General features: G+C 62.2%; 14 protein-coding genes. 13 read left to right on the plus strand and 1 reads right to left on the minus strand.

The genetic code is table 11. From position 1 onward, the window contains the following. Positions 1 to 108: 108 nt before the first annotated feature. Genes DWX25_RS00480 through DWX25_RS00500 form a run of 5 tightly spaced genes read left to right on the plus strand, consistent with a single transcriptional unit; the run spans position 109 to position 5227 of the window. On the plus strand, positions 109 to 708 hold the full coding sequence (locus DWX25_RS00480; protein ID WP_158557542.1) for a twin-arginine translocase TatA/TatE family subunit: 600 nt from the start codon (positions 109 to 111) through the stop codon (positions 706 to 708). Continuing rightward, positions 708 to 1499 carry a twin-arginine translocase subunit TatC gene (gene tatC, locus DWX25_RS00485; RefSeq protein ID WP_022093860.1) on the plus strand — a complete coding sequence of 264 codons (792 nt, stop codon included), beginning with the start codon at positions 708 to 710 and terminating at the stop codon, positions 1497 to 1499. Before DWX25_RS00480 ends, tatC begins: the two co-directional genes overlap by 1 nt. A 6-nt stretch (positions 1500 to 1505) precedes the next feature. Continuing rightward, entirely contained in the window at positions 1506 to 1862 is a 357-nt protein-coding gene (gene hypA / locus DWX25_RS00490) for a hydrogenase maturation nickel metallochaperone HypA (protein ID WP_117735512.1), read from the plus strand. 35 nt (positions 1863 to 1897) lie between these two features. Next, a complete protein-coding gene (gene hypB / locus DWX25_RS00495) occupies positions 1898 to 2581 on the plus strand; it encodes a hydrogenase nickel incorporation protein HypB (RefSeq protein ID WP_117798420.1) in 684 nt (227 codons plus the stop codon). A 54-nt stretch (positions 2582 to 2635) separates the two neighbouring features. Next, positions 2636 to 5227, plus strand: coding sequence for a DNA topoisomerase I (locus DWX25_RS00500; RefSeq protein WP_117798421.1), 2592 nt, complete (start codon positions 2636 to 2638; stop codon positions 5225 to 5227). A gap of 140 nt (positions 5228 to 5367) precedes the next feature. Here DWX25_RS00500 and DWX25_RS00505 read toward each other — a convergent pair whose 3' ends face one another. Continuing rightward, a complete protein-coding gene (locus tag DWX25_RS00505; RefSeq protein WP_117798422.1) occupies positions 5368 to 6351 on the minus strand; it encodes a zinc-ribbon domain-containing protein in 984 nt (327 codons plus the stop codon). Between the two features lie 212 nt (positions 6352 to 6563). Here DWX25_RS00505 and tmk point away from each other — a divergent pair, with 212 nt between their 5' ends. From tmk to DWX25_RS00545, 8 genes are all read left to right on the plus strand, one after another. Beyond that, the gene (gene tmk, locus DWX25_RS00510; protein WP_117798423.1) at positions 6564 to 7247 is read left to right on the plus strand and encodes a dTMP kinase; all 684 of its coding nucleotides are present in this window, start codon (positions 6564 to 6566) and stop codon (positions 7245 to 7247) included. 1 nt (position 7248) lies between these two features. After that, the gene (locus DWX25_RS00515) at positions 7249 to 8376 is read left to right on the plus strand and encodes an ATP-binding protein (RefSeq protein ID WP_117735508.1); all 1128 of its coding nucleotides are present in this window, start codon (positions 7249 to 7251) and stop codon (positions 8374 to 8376) included. Next, positions 8367 to 10067, plus strand: a complete 1701-nt coding sequence (ricT, locus tag DWX25_RS00520; RefSeq protein WP_117798424.1) for a regulatory iron-sulfur-containing complex subunit RicT — start codon at positions 8367 to 8369, stop codon at positions 10065 to 10067. The genes DWX25_RS00515 and ricT overlap by 10 nt, the downstream gene beginning before the upstream one ends. A gap of 102 nt (positions 10068 to 10169) precedes the next feature. Continuing rightward, complete coding sequence (locus DWX25_RS00525) at positions 10170 to 10976, plus strand: ComF family protein (protein WP_233505168.1); 807 nt, start codon at positions 10170 to 10172, stop codon at positions 10974 to 10976. A gap of 97 nt (positions 10977 to 11073) precedes the next feature. Continuing rightward, entirely contained in the window at positions 11074 to 12096 is a 1023-nt protein-coding gene (locus DWX25_RS00530; RefSeq protein ID WP_147335799.1) for a hypothetical protein, read from the plus strand. Positions 12097 to 12845: 749 nt separating this feature from the next. Next, complete coding sequence (locus tag DWX25_RS00535; protein WP_199412283.1) at positions 12846 to 13853, plus strand: ABC transporter substrate-binding protein; 1008 nt, start codon at positions 12846 to 12848, stop codon at positions 13851 to 13853. A gap of 317 nt (positions 13854 to 14170) precedes the next feature. Continuing rightward, positions 14171 to 14755 carry a ribosome hibernation-promoting factor, HPF/YfiA family gene (hpf, locus tag DWX25_RS00540; protein WP_035137685.1) on the plus strand — a complete coding sequence of 195 codons (585 nt, stop codon included), beginning with the start codon at positions 14171 to 14173 and terminating at the stop codon, positions 14753 to 14755. Positions 14756 to 14835: 80 nt separating this feature from the next. Beyond that, the gene (locus tag DWX25_RS00545) at positions 14836 to 15789 is read left to right on the plus strand and encodes a DegV family protein (protein ID WP_117763426.1); all 954 of its coding nucleotides are present in this window, start codon (positions 14836 to 14838) and stop codon (positions 15787 to 15789) included. Positions 15790 to 15864 lie beyond the last annotated feature (75 nt).

The following is a 15864-nucleotide window of genomic DNA, read 5'->3' on the forward strand; positions in this document are numbered from 1 at the left end:
CGCTCGAACGTTTTGGCGTTCGGGCGCTATACTTGACCGAATGAATAGACGAGTTCCGGCCGAATGGCGCGGTGCGGGCTCGACTCACATCGAGCCTTGGAGGTATGTGTGTTTGGTATTGGAGAGGGTGAGCTGGCAATCATCGTGGTCTTCGGCTTTTTGCTGTTTGGCCCGGATAAGCTCCCGCAGATGGGCCGCACGATCGGCCGTGCCATCCGTCAGTTCCGCGAGACGCAGGAAAAGATGACGGCAGTTGTTCAGTCCGAGATTATCGATCCGGTAAGTGAGGCCGCTTCGGCGCCGGTCAAGCCCAAGAAGGCTGCTGTCGATGACGATTCCGATGCTGACGCCGATGCCGTCAAGACGGCCGCGCCCGCAAAGAAGGAGACCTTTGCCGAGCGCCGTGCCCGCCTTGCCGCCGAGAAGGCCGCGAGTGAGGGTGCTGCTGAGGGCGAGGCTGCTGCCGAGGAGACGGAGGCCGAGGGCGCTGGGCCCGCCGCTGCTGTGTCCGCTGCCGATGCTGCCACTGCCGCCGTCGAGCCCGAGCCTGCCGCAGAGCCCGAGCCCGAGCCGGCAGAGCCCACGACGGCCGACCTCTACGCCCGTCGTCCCCGCAAGCGCAAGGCCGTCGTCGACCAGCTCGCTCGTGAGCTTGAGGTCGAGGACGAAGCCGCTGCCGCCGACGCCCCGAAGGGAGGCGATGAGTAATGCCTATCGGACCTGCGCGCATGCCGCTCTTCGATCACCTGGGAGAGCTCCGTCGCCGCCTGACCATCGTGGTCGTATCGGTGTTTGCCGCCGCCATCGTGCTGTATTTCGCCACGCCCGTGGTGCTCGATATCCTGGAAGACCCCATCCGCTCGTTTGTGCCGGACGGTAAGTTCTACATCACCACCACGCTCGGCGGCTTTGGCCTGCGCTTCTCGCTGGCCATCAAGATGGCCGTTGTCATGTGCACGCCCATGATCATCTGGCAGATCTTGGCGTTCTTCCTGCCGGCGCTTCGCCCCAACGAGCGCAAGTGGGTCGTGCCCACGGTGCTCGCTTCGACGGTGCTGTTCTTCCTGGGTGCCATCTTCTGCTACTTCATCATCATTCCTGCGGGCTTTGAGTGGCTCATCGGCGAGACCTCTGCCGTCGCAACTGCGCTGCCCGATCTGGAGAACTACGTCAACATGGAGCTGCTCTTTATGATCGGCTTTGGTGTGGCGTTTGAGCTGCCGCTCATCATTTTCTACCTGTCCGTTTTCCACATCGTGTCCTACGCGGCTTTCCGCGGCGCCTGGCGCTACGTGTACGTGGGCCTGCTCGTGGGCTCGGCTGTGATCACGCCCGACGGCTCGCCCGTCACGCTGGGCCTTATGTACGGTGCCCTGCTTTCGCTCTACGAGATTTCGCTCGCCATCGCTCGCGTGGTCATTACTGCGCGCGAGGGCAAGGAGGGCCTGTTCGTGAGCCGTCTGGACCTGTTCTCGGACGACGAGGACGACGAGGAGTAAATCGGTATGCACGAGGTTGGCATTGTCAACGGCATACTCGATACAGTGATTCGCGCGGCGCGTGGGGCGGGGGCCTCGCGCGCCGTTTTGGTAACGCTGCGTATCGGGGATATGACCGAGGTGGTGCGCGAGGCGCTCGACTTTGCGTGGGAGACGTTTCGCGACGAGGACCCGCTCACGCGAGGCTGCGAGCTTTCCGTGGAGGAAGTCCATCCACAAAGCGAGTGCCTGGACTGCGGCGACGTCTTCGACCACGATCGCTTCCACTGTCGCTGTCCCCAGTGTGGTGGTGCCAACGTGCGCCTACTGCACGGCCGCGAACTCGACATCGCAAGTATCGAAATCGAAACCCCCGACGATTAGCCGTCACCAAATGGCAGAAGTAAGGAGTGCCGAGTATGGCCGAGAAAACGATTGATATCGCATCGCCGATCCTGTCGCGCAACGAGCGTCTGGCAGACCAGCTGCGTCAGCGATTTAATGAGGCAGGCACCTATGTGATCAATGTGCTGTCGAGCCCCGGTTCGGGCAAGACCACCACGATCCTGGGCACCAACGAGCGCCTGCGTGACAAAGCCGGCCTGCGCTGTGCCGTCATCGAGGGCGATATCGCCTCGGACGTCGACGCCATCATCATGAAGGAAGCCGGCATGCCCGCCATCCAGATCAACACCGGTGGCCTGTGCCATCTTGAGGGCAACATGATCATGGAGGCCGTTGACGCGTTCGACCAAGCGGTGGGCCTTCAAAACATCGATGTCATCTTTATCGAAAACGTGGGCAACCTGGTCTGCCCGGTCGACTTTGACCTGGGCGAGAACCTGTCCATCATGATTCTCTCGGTGCCCGAGGGCGACGACAAGCCCATCAAGTACCCGGGCATCTTCCAGCACGCCGGCGCGCAGCTGCTCAATAAGGTCGACGTGGCCCCGGCTTTCGATTTTGACATGGATAGGTATACTAAGACACTCGATGACCTCAATCCGCAGGCGCCGCGGTTTGCCGTGAGCGCGCGCAAGGGCGAGGGCATGGATGCCTGGTGCGATTGGCTCATCGGGCAGATCGAGCAAGCAAGGGCGTAAGTCGGCCGCCATAAGCGCGGGCGCAGCCGCAGAGACATGAGATAGGAGCCTCTTTTGAAGCTCATCATCGCCGAGAAAAACGACGCCGCGCGCCAGATCGCCGAGCGTCTGTCCACGGGCAAGCCCAAAAAGGACAAGGTGTACAACACCGCCATCTACCGTTTTGAGTGGAAGGGCGAGGAGTGCGTGACGATCGGCCTTGCCGGTCACATCCTCGCGCCCGATTTTTGCGACAGCGTGCTGTTCGATAAAAAGCTGGGCTGGTATTCGGTCACCGAGGACGGCGAGATGCTGCCGGCCGACATGCCCGATGGCCTGGCACGTCCGCCCTACGACACCAAGCGCAAGCCGTTCCTTGCCGACGGTATCTCCATCAAGGGCTGGAAGCTCGAGAGCCTGCCTTATCTCACCTGGGCGCCCGTTATTAAGCTGCCGGCCGAGAAGGAGCTCATTCGCTCGCTCAAGAACCTTGCCAAGAAGTCCGACAGCGTCATCATCGCCACGGACTTCGATCGCGAGGGTGAGCTGATCGGTTCGGACGCTCTCAACAAGGTGCGTGAGGTGGCGCCCGACTTGCCGGTTGCCCGCGCCCAATACTCTTCGTTTACCAAGGCCGAGATCACGCAGGCCTTCGATAATCTCGTCTCGCTCGACCAGAATCTGGCCGACGCCGGCGAGAGCCGCCAGCACATCGACCTCATTTGGGGTGCGGTGCTCACGCGTTACCTGACGCTCGCCAAGTTTGGCGGCTTTGGTAACGTGCGCTCTGCCGGCCGCGTGCAGACGCCGACGCTTGCCCTGGTGGTCGAGCGCGAGCGCGAGCGCATGGCGTTTGTGCCCGAGGACTATTGGCAGATTCGCGGTATGGGTGCCGCGCAGGGCGCCGCCGAGGACGACCGCTTTAAGATCGCGCACAAGACGGCGCGTTTTACCGATAAAGATGCTGCCGAGACGGCATACGGCCACGTTGACGGCATCAAGACGGCAACCGTCGCCGCGGTGACGAAGCGCTCGCGCAAGCAGCAGCCGCCCACGCCGTTCGCGACCACCTCGCTGCAGGCAGCCGCTGCGGCCGAGGGCATATCGCCCGCACGCACCATGCGCATCGCCGAGTCCCTCTACATGGCGGGTCTCATCAGCTATCCGCGTGTCGACAACACCGTGTACCCCGCGACGCTCGATCTGGGCGCCGTGGTAAGCGACCTGGCAAAGATCAACCCGGCGTTGGCGCCCGTGTGCAAAAAGGTGCTCGCCGGCCCCATGAAGCCCACGCGCGGCAAGGTCGAGACCACCGACCACCCGCCTATCTACCCCACGGGCGAGGGCGATCCATCCACGCTCGATGGTGGCCAGCGCAAGCTCTACGACCTCATCGCCCGCCGCTTCCTGGCGACGCTCATGGGTCCCGCGACCATCGAGAACACCAAGCTTGAGCTCGACGTTAACGGCGAGCCGTTCGTGGCTTCGGGCGACGTGCTCGTGACCCCGGGCTTCCGCGAGGCGTACCCGTACGGCCTTAAGCGCGACGAGCAGATGCCGCCGCTTGAGCAGGGCGATACGGTCGACGTGTTCGACATTAAGCTCGAGGCCAAGCAGACCGAGCCGCCCGCGCGCTACAGCCAGGGCAAGCTCGTGCAAGAGATGGAAAAGCGTGGCCTGGGCACCAAGTCCACGCGCGCGAGCATCATCGAGCGCCTGTACGCCGTGCGTTACCTCAAAAACGATCCCGTGGAGCCGAGTCAGCTGGGTATCGCCATTATCGATGCACTGTCGCAGTTTGCCCCGCGCATCACGAGCCCCGATATGACCAGCGAGCTCGACGGCGACATGACCCGCGTGGAGCGCGGCGAGGACACCGAAGAGCATGTCGTGACGCACTCGCGCGCGCTGCTGGCCGGCGTGCTCGACGAGCTGCTCAAACATACGCAGGAGCTGGGCGACGCCATCAGCGACGCCGTCACGGCCGATGCGCGCGTGGGCGCCTGCCCCAAGTGCGGCAAGGACCTGGTTATGAAGACGAGCGCCAAGACCCGCGGCAGCTTTATCGGCTGCATGGGCTGGCCCGACTGCGATGTGACCTATCCGGTGCCGAGCGGTGTCAAGGTGAGCCCGCTCGAGGGCGAGGCCGCCGTGTGCTCCGAATGCGGCGCGCCGCGCATTAAGTGCCAGCCGTTCCGCCAGAAGGCCTTCGAGATCTGCGTGAACCCGACGTGCCCCACCAACTACGAGCCCGACCTTAAGGTGGGCGAGTGCAAGGTGTGCGCCGAGGCCGGACGCCATGGCGATCTGATCGCGCACAAGAGCGAGAAGAGCGGCAAGCGCTTTATCCGCTGCACCAACTACGATGACTGCGGCGTGAGCTATCCGCTGCCGGCGCGCGGTAAGCTCGAGGCGACGGGTGAGACCTGCCCCGAGTGCGGTGCCCCCATCGTGGTGGTCAACACGGCGCGCGGCCCGTGGCGCATCTGCGTCAACATGGACTGCCCGACCAAGGAGAAGAAGCCCGCCCGCGGCCGCAAAACCACAACCAAGGCGAGCACGGCGAAGAAGACAACGGCGGCCAAAAAGACGACGGCCAAAAAGACGACCGCCAAGAAGTCGACGGCGAAGAAGTCGACTGCCAAGAAAGCGGCTACCGACAAGTAGCGGCGCAGTCGAAACATTGCCCTAAAAACGAGCGAGGACCCTGCGATCCTCGCTCGTTTTTTGACCGGCAGTTAGGGACGTTCCTTTTCTGCCGGCAGTTTAGGAACGTCCCTAACTGCTGGCTCGGGAACGACAAAGCGCTAGTTCACTTCGACGGGTTTGGCGCCGGGATAGCGCTCCTCAAAGTCTAGGCGGTACTTATTGTCATTGGTGCCCGCCACGTTGTCGTGTGACAGCGGCGCCACGATCTCATTCTTATGGTCCGCAGGCTTGGCGTATTTCAGGCTGATCTCCCAGGCATCACAGATTGCGTCGATGCGGTGATCCAGGTCGTCGTACAGGGCAACGATGTCCTTCCAGGAGCTGTAGTTCCTGGAGCTCGTCGGGACGTCCAGATCCTCGACGATGTCGTAATACTGCTCGATGGTGTCCTCCGTGCGCTCGGCGACGTCGGCGAGATTTTGACGGGTGGTGCGATCTTCTTCCAGATAGCTGCCATTGAAGGCCTGCGCGCAGGCGCGGACCTGGCTGTCGAGGTCTTCGAGCAGGTCGTAGTATTCGCTCAGTCGGCGGTAGAGGTTCTGCTCGGAGAGCGTTGCTTCGCCGCCATCCTCGTCGTCATCGTCATCATCGTCGTACAGGCTGTTGGGATCGCCGAGGGGCTTTAGGTCATCGTCGTCGACGTCATGGTGCAGCTTAGCTACCTCGGCAGTCGTCTGCGTGGCGGCGTTGTCGAACGGTCTGATTGCAAAGAAGATGACCAGAGCGATGATGATCGCCACCAGCACAACGATAACGGCGATAAGCGGCCCGGTGCCGCTCTTTTTGGGAGCGGGGGTCTGTGGCGAAGCGGGCGCGTATGAGGGAGCCGGCTGCTGTTGGGGCGAGCCGCTCGCGACGGGTATGCGCTGCGTGGTCTCGACGGCCGCGGGGCTTGCGGCGGAGTCGGGGCGATAGGCGAGGGGGTCGTCCGCCTTGGCTTGCGGCATATCAAGGGAGCCGGTCTGCTCAAAAGCGGGCTGGCTATCGCTCGCGGTTGTTTGCTCAACGGGTGCACCGCACGAGGTGCAGAACTTGGCATTATCTGCAAGAAGCTTGCCGCACGAGGAGCAATACCGAGACATTGCCACTCCTTTCGCCACATTTCAATGCAATACGACGATTATACCCATCGTCCAAAATTCCCCATCATGACAGTTGGGGACGTTCCTTTTCGGCCGGCAGTTTGGGAACGTCCCTAACTGCCGCCTGGTGGTTGGGGCGCGCCTGCCCCTGGGGTATCATGATTTGGTTGATATATCTGCATTTACGCGCCATGTAGGAAGGGGCTGCGCCCATGGCTTTTGAGCCCGCTCAACATAGCTTCATCACGCTCGAGGGCGTCGACGGCGCCGGCAAGTCTACGCAAGCGCGTCTGCTTGCCCGTGCGCTCGATCTTGCCGGCTACCAGGTGGTGAGTCTGCGCGAGCCGGGCGGTACTGCCATCAGCGAAAAGATTCGCGCCCTGCTGCTCGACCCCGCCAACACGGCGATGGGTGACACCTGCGAGCTATTGCTGTACGAGGCGGCCCGTGCCCAGTTGGTGCACGAGGTCATAGCCCCCGCCCTCGCGGCCGGTAAGGTGGTCCTGTGCGACCGCTTCTACGATTCCACGACCTGCTACCAAGCGTTTGCCGACGGCCTCGATCGCCAGATGGTACGCGATGCCAATAACCTGGCCGTCGCGGGAACGCATCCGGCGCTCACGCTCGTCTACCACATCACACCCGAGCAGGCGGCGCTGCGTATGGCCGCCCGTGGCGCGGCAGATCGCATGGAGGCAAAGGGCATGGCGTTCCAAGAGCGCGTTTACCAGGGATTTTGCAGCATTGCCGCCGAGGAGCCAGGCCGCGTAAAGCTCATCGACGCCACCGCGCCCATCGAGGAAGTCTTTGCGAAGACGGTCGAGCAGGTCCGCGCGCACGGTCTCGATATCTCCCAAGACGCCGTTGCCGCCGCGCTTGCCCAGGAGGCCGAGTAACATGGCCCCCGCTCAGACAAGCCTGTTGGCCAAGCTCGACACCCAAGAGCGCGTGCGCGACTTTTTGACCAATGCCGTCGCCGGCGGCCGCGCATCGCACGCTTACCTGTTTTTGGGTGCTCCCGGCGCCGGCAAGCTCGACGCTGCATGGGCGCTCGCCCAGGCCTTCCTGTGCGAGCAGGATGGCTGCGGCGCATGCGACAGCTGCGTGCGCGTTGCTCGGCATACGCATCCCGACGTGCACTATTACACGCCCGAGAGTGCCACGGGCTACCTCATTGCCCAGACCCGCGAGTTGCTCGATGACGTGCCGCTGGCGCCCATCCGCGCCAAGGCCAAGGTCTACATCATCGACCGCGCCGAGCAGCTGCGCGCCAACACCGCCAACGCGCTGCTCAAAACGCTCGAGGAGCCGCCCGAGGGCGTTATGTTCATCTTGCTGGGCACCTCGGCAGACGTGATGTTGCCCACTATCGTGAGCCGCTGTCAGTGCGTGCCGTTTCGGCTGGTGTCGCCCGCCGTGGCCGCGCAGGCCGTGAGCCGCGCCACCGGCCAGGACCTCGCGCGTTGTCGCATGGCGGTCGCCGTGGCGGGGAGCCCCACGCGCGGCATCGAGTTCCTTAAGAGCGCCGAGCGCCAGGACGCTCGCCGTCAGATGGTCCGTGCCATCGACTCGCTCATCGCCGCCGACGAGGCTGATGTGCTCAGCCTCGCCAAGTCGCTCATCGTCGCCGTTAAGGCGCCGCTCGCCGAGGTCAAGTCCACGCAGGAAAAGGTGCTCGAGCAAAATGCCGATTACCTGTCGCGTGGAGCATTGAAGCAGCTTGAGGACCGCAACAAGCGCGAACTCAACGCGCGCGAGCGTTCGGGTATCATGGAAGCGCTGGCGAGCGCGCGGACGCTCATGCGCGATGTGCTGCTGACGCTTCAGGATGAAGCGGCCGACGTGGTGAACGAAGACGTGCGCGACACGATCGGTCGGCTTGCCGCCGCGACCAATGTTGCGGGTGCCACCCAGGCGCTCGAGGCGGTCGCAACCGCCGAGCGCAACATCGCCAGAAACGTTACTCCCCAGCTGGCCATCGAGGTCATGCTGTTCGATATCAGGAAGGCACTGAAATGCCGTTAGTCGTACCCGTTAAGTTTACCTACGCCTCGCGCGACCTGTGGTTCGACCCACAGGATCTGGATATCCTCGAGGCCGATTACGCCATTTGCTCCACCGAGCGCGGAACCGAGATCGGCCTGGTCACGGCCGATCCCTTCGAGGTGCCGCAAGATGAGATCGGCCAGCCGCTCAAGCCCGTGCTGCGCGTGGCGAGCGACATCGACCTGCAGCTTGCCGATGACCTGGCCATCCAAGGCGACGAGGCCATGGTCGATTTCCGCCGTCTGGTCAAGGAACTCGACCTCGAGATGAAGCCGGTCGGCGTCGAGTACCTGTTTGGCGGCGAGAAGGCCGTGTTCTACTTTGCGGCCGAGGAGCGCGTCGATTTTCGCCAGCTCGTCAAGGACCTGTCCTCGACGCTGCACATTCGCGTCGACATGCGCCAAATCGGCGTGCGCGACGAGACCCGCCTGGTGGGCGGCTATGCCCAGTGCGGACAGGAACTCTGCTGCACGCGTTTTGGCGGACAGTTTGAGCCCGTCTCGATTCGCATGGCAAAAGAGCAGGACCTGCCGCTCAACTCGTCCAAGATCAGCGGTGTTTGCGGCCGCCTGATGTGCTGCCTGCGCTATGAGTTCGAGGCGTACAAGGACTTTAAGAGCCGCGCGCCCAAAAAGAAGACGCTTATCGACACGCCGCTCGGCAAGGCGCGCATCCAGGAATATGACACGCCGCGCGAGCAGCTTGTGCTGCGTCTGGAGAACGGCAAGGTCTTCAAGGTCAATCTGGCCGACATGACGTGCTCGGAGGGCTGCAAAAAGAAGGCCGCCGAGCAGGGCTGCAACTGTCGCCCCGACTGCGTGACGCGCGACGTGCTCGAGCGCATCGAGTCGCCTGAGATGCGCCTGGCGCTCATGGAGCTCGACCGTGAGAACGGCGTCGACGTGGGTGATGGTCTGTCGAGTGCCGACCGTCTGGCCGGTACGTCGATGCCCAAGCGCCGTCGTCGCGATGCTGAATCCGATGCTCGCGCCGGTCAAGGCCAGGGCGAGGGTCGTGGCCGCGGAAAGGGCCGCGGCAAGGCCGAGGTGCCCGAAGTCGAGGAGGCCGCCGGTGGCCGTCGTCGTCGCAAGCGCGCGGGCTCGGGCGATGTTACCGAGGCCGCGGCCGCGGGCAAGAACGCCTCTCGCGAGCGCGAGGCTCAGCAGCCCCAGCAGCAGAATCGCGGCGGTGGCATGAACCCCACACGTCGTCGTCGCCGCCATTTGTCGAGTGAGGAGCGCGAGGACGCCTTCCGCGCCGCAGCTGCTCGCGAGGCTGGTGCCGCCCCCAAGGGTGGTTCGGGTTCCGATACGCCTGCCGACAAGGGTGGCAAGCAACGCAACGATGACGAGCGCGCGCCGCGTCCGCGCCGTCGCCATTCCTCGGGCGCGCAGCAGAAGCCCTCAGTTCCCTCCGTGGCCGATCAGGTCTCGGATGGCGAGGTCAAGGTCACGCGCCGTCGTCCCGGAGATGGCGGAGGGACTGCCGCCAAGGCTTCGCGTGGCGCCGCTCGCGATGAGCACGAGCTGCGCGAGGATCGCGGTAGCGAGGGTTCGGCCGATCAGGGCCAGAAGCGCCGTCGTCGTCGCCGTTCCCGCAAGCCGCGCCAGGATGGTGGCGAGGGCTCGACCCCGTCTTCGTCTGCACCACAACCGCCCGCCGGCGAATAACGCCTGCGAGCGGATTTAGCCCGCCTTGCCCCGAGCGCATCGGGGTATCATAGCGCTGAATCAACAACCCTCCCTGCGACCGAACGTAGGGAGGGTTGTGTCTTGAAGAGCCATCTGAACATATTGAGCCGTCTGCAGGGTGCCGGCGCCCTACCGTTTGCGGACGAATTGCGACCGTTTGCCGAGCGGGCGGCACGCGAGGTGCTTGAGGCATTGTCGCCAACACGATGTGCCGGCTGCGAGCGCGCCGGTACGCTTATTTGCCAAGACTGCCTGGCTGCGCTCACGCTCATCGACCCATGCCATAGCTGCATCCGATGCGGTGCCCCGTTTGGGGATTTGCTGTGCACTGAGTGTTCGGTCGAGGGCACGTCCTCGGCAATGTCGGAGGCGCTCGACCGCTGCCTGGCGTGCGCCGTCTATGCGCATCCGCTGCCGCGCATCATTAAAGCTTACAAGGACGCGGGCGAGCGACGTCTGGCTCCGTATCTGGCGGAGTTGCTCTACGACACCGCCCTGCATGCCCAGGTCGTAGCGCCCGAACGCTTAGGAGGCGTGCTGTCCGGTGCGGATGCGGTGGTGTTTGTGCCTGCGACGGCGGCAGCGTTTCGGCGGCGCGGTTTCGATCATATGGAGGCCATTGCGCGCCCATTTTGCGAGCTGTCGGGTGTCCCTCTGCTCGATGCCCTCGTCAAGTACGGCCATGGCGACCAGCGCGAACTCGGTCGTGAGGAGCGCCGCGAGCGTGCCCAAGGCATGTACGAGACGGTTGAGGACGTGTACGGCCGCCGCCTGCTGCTTATCGATGACGTTATCACTACGGGCGCGACGATAGCCGCGGCTTCGGCGGAACTCAAGCGCGCCGGCGCTGCGGCAGTCGATGGCCTTGCTATCGCACGTGTTTGGTAGGGGTGGTTTTGTGGCAGTAAAGATTGAGCGGCGCAACGAGCCGACAGGCGAACAGCTAGCGGCTTCCGTAATCCTAACAGGCGCCTCGGCGCTGCGCATGATGCGCGCCGAGCGCCGGCAGATGGGCTATATCAGCTGGAAGGACCTTGATCCCGATGAGGAGCGCCGCGTACTAAACGCTTCGTCGCCTTCGGCTGAGGACATCTATCTTCCTGACTTGGTGCGGATTGGGGCCGCAAGCGGCGAGGTGCAAGAGGATTTGTGCTTGCTGGTAGGGTCTGCAGCGCAGCGCCGCCGCATGCCTGGCGTGGGCTGGTCCGTGTCTTCCGGGTTGCCTGCCGGCTCGATTCTAGAGGTGGAACCGGGGGTGTACAGCCTATCTCCCGAGGCCCTTTGTGTTGCCGTTGCACGCGAGGTTGGCTGCATCCAGGCGTTTGCCCTGACCCAGGAACTGTGCTCTAAGATTTCACTGAGCGACCGCGGGAAGTATCTGCCTCCCTACACCTCGCCCGTTGCGAACAAACTTGCAAAGGACAAGGACCAACCGACAGACGTGGGCTACTTTGAAGTCGAGCCAGTGCTGACGCCCGATCGCTTGGCAGATTACCTCGCGGTATGCAAGGGAAACGCGGCCAAACAATTGCAGCGTCTGTGTCCCTACTTGTCAGAAAACCTGCGCTCGCCCATGGAGTGCATCATGCTCGCCCTGTTTTCGCTTCCGTTTTCCTATGGAGGATTTGCCTGCGGTCCCTTTAAGACCGACTACAAGATCGAGTTCGATGATCGCGCGCAGGCAATCTCGGGGATGTCCCATGCAGTTTGCGATGCATATCAGGAGACAGCCCGGTTTGACCTGGAATACAACGGTGAGCTGGGCCATTCCTCCCGGAGGGGACGTACCCATGATGAAAAACGCAACACGGGCTTGATTACTATGGGAATCGAGGTCGCAACGGTCAACAACGAAATGCTTTGCGACATGGAAGCGATGGAAGCGCTCGCATGGCGCATCCACCAGCGTATGCGAAAGCGGTACCGGAATCGTGTCGATGCCCGCAGAAAGAAGCAAGAGGCGTTGCTTAACACGCTGCGGGTGTGTTTTGGGCTTAAGCCGGTCTAATTCGCGTCGAAAACAGGGGGTTAATCATATGCCCTGGCCAAAATATGGCAAATATGAGTACTGTCACTAAATCAGTAACAGCAAAATCAAAGAATTTAGGACTCGGAGGCGGCGTAAAGTAAGAAGATAATAAACAAATGTAGAATAACTAAGCATCAGGTTGGCGACACTGAGCGCGAAATCTGTCCGAGAGGCCAAAACTGCCTGTTACTAAATCGGTGACAGTACTCATATTTGCCATTTTTTGGTCACGGCACCCTAAGAAGGGTGCCCCGGAGCTCCCCACAGGGGAGCTTCGGGCTTCATAGGGGCACGAATAGCCCACTCCGACCTGCAAATCTGTACTCGCGATGCGAATGACGCCCCTAACCTTAAACTTTAGCTTGAACTTAGCTATAATGCGCTTCGTTCCTACCAGGCTGTGGTTGCGGACGGGCGAAATGCCCGTCCTAGTCCAAGACAGACGCGGTCAAAGGGATCCACGTAAGCGACCGCGTGCGCGCGGCGCGATCATGGCGCGTCCTAGATGTAAGCCGCACCGTCCGTTCTACTTTCTTTGGGGCAATACCGCCTCGCGGGCGAGCGGGTCAGTCGTGAAGGTGGCTGCGGCCTCCCGAGCAAACACCCCGGTGCGCAAGTGTGGGGTCAAATACCAGGTCAGCTGGTGGGAACAACCTGATATTCCGCGCAACGCACGGATCGTATACGACACAGAAGGCAGGGTAGTGGACATGGTGAGGGGCAGCTTGATGCACGCGGCTCGGTTAGGTGCTGGGACTGCAGCGGTCATCGCCGTTTTGGGCCTGAGCGGATGCGCGTTCAACCCGCTGTCTACGTTCACGACTCCCACGATCGACCAGATCGAGTACGAGACCGTCACGCCGGCGGTGTCGGATGATGCCCTGGTCACTCCCGGAACCCTGACGGTCGCCCTCGATACTTCCGATGCGCCACAGGCAATGCAGGGCGCCGACGGCGAGCTTACGGGGTATGCAGTCGACGCTGCCCGCGCCCTCGCAAGCCGCATGGGCCTTAAGGTCGCCTTTGTCGATGCGTCCTCGGCAGGTTCCGCACTCGGCGACAAAAAGGCCGATATCTTTATCGGCGAGATCAACTCCACGGACGGGGACATTAGCTCGCTCGGCGCCTGCCTGTACGATGCCGCTTCTGTGTTCGGTAAAACTAGCGATGGTGGGTCGCTCAGCGTTTCCACCGATACCCTTAACACGTCCACCCTGGGCGTTCAGATGTCCTCGGCCTCGCAGGAGGCGCTTGCTAAGCAGAGCATCACCGCCAACCAAAAGACCTATTCCAACATCAACGAGTGCTTTGAGGCGCTCGAGTCCGGCGAGGTCGACTATGTGATCTGCGACTCTACGGCCGGCGGCTACCTTGCACGCCTGATGAGCGAGGTCTCCTATGTCGGTTCGCTCGAGGCGCCCTCGACGCTTAGTGTTGCGGGCCTCTCGTCCAATGACGAACTGTGCCGTGCCGTGAGCGATGCCCTCGACGGTATTACGGCCGACGGCACGCTCGAGGCGGTCCACTGCGTCTGGTACGGCACGATGCCCTACGACCTCACCACTAAGACGGTTTCGGGCGCTAACGTGCAGCTGGGCGATTCTGAGTCCAGTGAGACCATGTCCTCCGGAAGCGAGTCCTCCGATTCCAACAATGAGACCGCATCCTCCGAGGACAAATCGTCCAGTCAGGAAGGCGCCATCACCGACGACGACATTAACAAACTCAATAGCTAGTTATTGCTAGGGGTGGCGTCTCCTATACGTTGGAAAGGACACCTCTTCACGGTTTCAACACGCACCGCCGGGCTTCCCCAATAGGGGAGCCCGGCTTTTTTGTTTCCGTAAAACCAGCAGGTCAAGGGCAATTTCCAGGAGAAAAACCAACTCAGCCGACGCTTTCCTATAGCGCACTTTGCCACGGAAAAGTGCGAGACTTCGGTATGCGGTATCAAGCAATCGTTATTCGGGTCTTTGGGAATTCGGGTGATTAAATGCACGGCAGTGGGTACATAGCCAGTACAGTAAGTCCCCGAGGCAGATTGGAGCCACGTATGGATATCAAGGTTTCTGGACGCAAGACGACGGTAACCGATGCTCTGCGTGCGCATGTGGATGAGAAGATCGGCGAGGCGCTCAAGGTTTTCGATATCGAGCCCATGACGGTCGACGTTGTGCTTCGCTATGAGAAGAACCCCTCGAACCCCAACCCGGCAATCGTCGAGGTTACGGTTCGTGCCCGCGGTTCGGTGATTCGCGTTGCCGAGCATGGCGCAGATATGTACGCCGCCATCGACCTCTCCGCCGATAAGGTCACCCGCCAGCTGCGCAAGTTTAAGACCAAGGTCGTGGACAACCGCCAGGGCGGTGCCAGCGCAGCGGATGTCGCACCGGTCGAGCGCGTCGAGGATTTGGCCGACCTGCTGCTGCCCGAGGAGGAGGACGATCTGCTCGTCCGCGAGAAGGTCATCGATGTCACCCCGATGACTGAGGAGCAGGCGCTGGTACAGACCGATCTGCTGGGCCACGACTTCTACGTGTTCGAGAACGCGACGACTGGCCTCATCAATGTGGTGTATCACCGTAAGAATGGTGGATATGGCATCATCAAGCCCCGCATCGAAACACTTGACGAGTAAAATACGTTAACTTGCATGAGTTAACGGCCGGCGGTCATCCCATGCGGATGGCCGCCTTTTTTACGTAAGGAGTCGCTTTGATGGACAAGGCTGCATCTACCGGCCATTCTGACCGCTGCCGCATCGTCGTCGATACCTGCTGCGACTTTAGCCCCGAGGTCGCTGCGAACCTCGATGTCGATATCTTGGGCTTCCCCTTTATCATCGATGGCGAGGAGCGCACGGACGATATCTGGTCGAGCATGAGCCCCAAGGAGTTCTACGACCGCATGCGCGCCGGCGCTCGCGTGTCTACCTCCGCCGTGTCACTCGGTCGCTATATCGAGTTCTTTACCGAGTGCGCCAAAGAGGGTACGCCCACGGTCTACCTGTGCTTTACCTCGGCGCTGTCGTCGAGCTACAACTCCGCGTGCCAGGCGGCAGATGCCGTGCGCGCCGAGTATCCCGATTTTGAGCTCTACGTGGTCGACAACGCTCTGCCCTGCGCGACCGGCGAGCTCTTGGCGCTCGAGGCCGTCCGTCAACGCTCGGCGGGACTTACCGCCAAGCAGCTGGTCGACTGGGCAAACGAGGCCAAGACCTATGTCCACGGCTACTTTACGCTCGAGAGCTTCGATGCGCTGGCTGCCGGCGGCCGCATTCCGCCCGCAGCGGCACAGCTCACGGCAAAGCTCGATGTCAAACCCGAGCTGTCTTACGACCTGGCCGGCTCGCTGTCGCTGATCGGCGTCAACCGCGGTCGCAAGAAGGCGCTCAAGTCCATCCTCAAGTCGTTTCGCGAGAACTACGTGCCCGACCGCACCATGCCCATCGCCATTATGACGGCCGATGCCGAGAAGGACGGTGACTGGCTCGAGGCCGCCATCCGCAAGGAGGAGGGCTGCGCCGACGTCACGATTATCCGCAGCTCCGTGGGCCCCACCATCGGCTCGCACGTGGGTCCTGGCATGGTGGCCTGCGCGTTTTGGGGCAAGAACCGCGCCGACAAGGCGTCGCTTTCCGACCGCATCGCCCGCCGTGTGCGCGGCCAGTAGACAGGCGCTGCGGCCGTAATCGCCCTCAACTCACAGCCCAAACGCTGGCACCGAGTATTCAACCTGGTAATAACA

Source organism: Collinsella sp. AF18-8LB, from assembly GCF_003459795.1.
Lineage (GTDB): Bacteria > Actinomycetota > Coriobacteriia > Coriobacteriales > Coriobacteriaceae > Collinsella.

Bases quoted from the DNA above. Each gene is read 5' to 3' on its own strand.
- tatC (WP_022093860.1), top strand. From the start codon at position 708: ATGCCTATCGGACCTGCGCGCATGCCGCTCTTCGATCACCTGGGAGAG.
- hypA (WP_117735512.1), top strand. From the start codon at position 1,506: ATGCACGAGGTTGGCATTGTCAACGGCATACTCGATACAGTGATTCGC.
- hypB (WP_117798420.1), top strand. From the start codon at position 1,898: ATGGCCGAGAAAACGATTGATATCGCATCGCCGATCCTGTCGCGCAAC.
- DWX25_RS00505 (WP_117798422.1), bottom strand. From the start codon at position 6,351: ATGTCTCGGTATTGCTCCTCGTGCGGCAAGCTTCTTGCAGATAATGCC.
- tmk (WP_117798423.1), top strand. From the start codon at position 6,564: ATGGCTTTTGAGCCCGCTCAACATAGCTTCATCACGCTCGAGGGCGTC.
- DWX25_RS00515 (WP_117735508.1), top strand. From the start codon at position 7,249: ATGGCCCCCGCTCAGACAAGCCTGTTGGCCAAGCTCGACACCCAAGAG.
- ricT (WP_117798424.1), top strand. From the start codon at position 8,367: ATGCCGTTAGTCGTACCCGTTAAGTTTACCTACGCCTCGCGCGACCTG.
- DWX25_RS00530 (WP_147335799.1), top strand. From the start codon at position 11,074: ATGATGCGCGCCGAGCGCCGGCAGATGGGCTATATCAGCTGGAAGGAC.
- DWX25_RS00535 (WP_199412283.1), top strand. From the start codon at position 12,846: ATGCACGCGGCTCGGTTAGGTGCTGGGACTGCAGCGGTCATCGCCGTT.
- hpf (WP_035137685.1), top strand. From the start codon at position 14,171: ATGGATATCAAGGTTTCTGGACGCAAGACGACGGTAACCGATGCTCTG.
- DWX25_RS00545 (WP_117763426.1), top strand. From the start codon at position 14,836: ATGGACAAGGCTGCATCTACCGGCCATTCTGACCGCTGCCGCATCGTC.